The 727-nt window shown below is 61.5% G+C and carries 2 protein-coding genes; one reads left to right on the top strand and one right to left on the bottom strand.

From position 1 onward, the window contains the following. A partial coding sequence (locus IVA74_RS40160) for an ABC transporter substrate binding protein (RefSeq protein ID WP_276577012.1) occupies nucleotides 1–161 on the top strand: 161 nt, incomplete at its 5' end. A 129-nt stretch (nucleotides 162–290) separates the two neighbouring features. Here the strand turns inward: IVA74_RS40160 and IVA74_RS40165 are convergent. Then, nucleotides 291–620, bottom strand: coding sequence for a GcrA family cell cycle regulator (locus IVA74_RS40165; protein ID WP_247353620.1), 330 nt, complete (start codon nucleotides 618–620; stop codon nucleotides 291–293). Nucleotides 621–727: the final 107 nt, after the last annotated feature.

Here is a 727-nt window from a genome sequence, read left to right on the forward strand (position 1 = left end):
CCGCCTTCGTCGACAGGATCTTCCATGGCGCGAAGCCTGCCGACCTTCCGGTGGAGCAGCCGACCAAATTCGAATTGGTCATCAACATCAAGACTGCGAAGGCGCTTGGGCTCACTGTGCCGCCCTCGCTCCTCGTCCGCGCGGACGAGGTAATCGAATAGCTCTTCCTGCGGTGCATGAGTCCGTTTGTGGCCCCGAAGTAGACGAAGGCTTGGGAAGGTACACAACAGCCGAACCCCTCGAACTGGGCCAGACACTGACGGGAGCGCAAAGACGTTCGTGGTGAGCTCTTAGCCAGTGTTTCTGACCGCCTCAGCCAGAATGGCGTAAAGCTGCTGCCTGGTGAATTCCTTGGGCTGCTCCCTCTCTGCTGTCCTCAACGACACCTTCTGTGCGACTGAACGGGCGCAGGCTGCCGACGACGTCGGTCTCAGCTTGGGGGCCGGCCTTATCTTGGGCCGTGCTGTGGGCGACTTGTGGCCGCGCTTCAGGCTCAGTCGGGTCAGCATGCCGCAGACCGCGTTACGACTGCACCCGAGACGGCCCGCAATCTGCGCCGCGCTCTGTCCTGCGGACCAGAGCTTTTTGAGAAGCGCTACGTCTTTCGCATCCCAGCCCATGGCAGATACTACAGCGCCGACTGCCAGACACGGGCTAGTCTAGTCTTCGTCCGGCTCGCGCACGACCGCCGGTTCGTCAGCATCATCTTCCTCATCGTCGTCTTCGT

Source organism: Bradyrhizobium sp. 132, from assembly GCF_023074185.1.
Taxonomy (GTDB): domain Bacteria; phylum Pseudomonadota; class Alphaproteobacteria; order Rhizobiales; family Xanthobacteraceae; genus Bradyrhizobium.

Excerpts from the sequence above, each read along its gene's own strand:
- IVA74_RS40165 (WP_247353620.1), bottom strand. The coding sequence starts at position 620 with ATGGGCTGGGATGCGAAAGACGTAGCGCTTCTCAAAAAGCTCTGGTCC.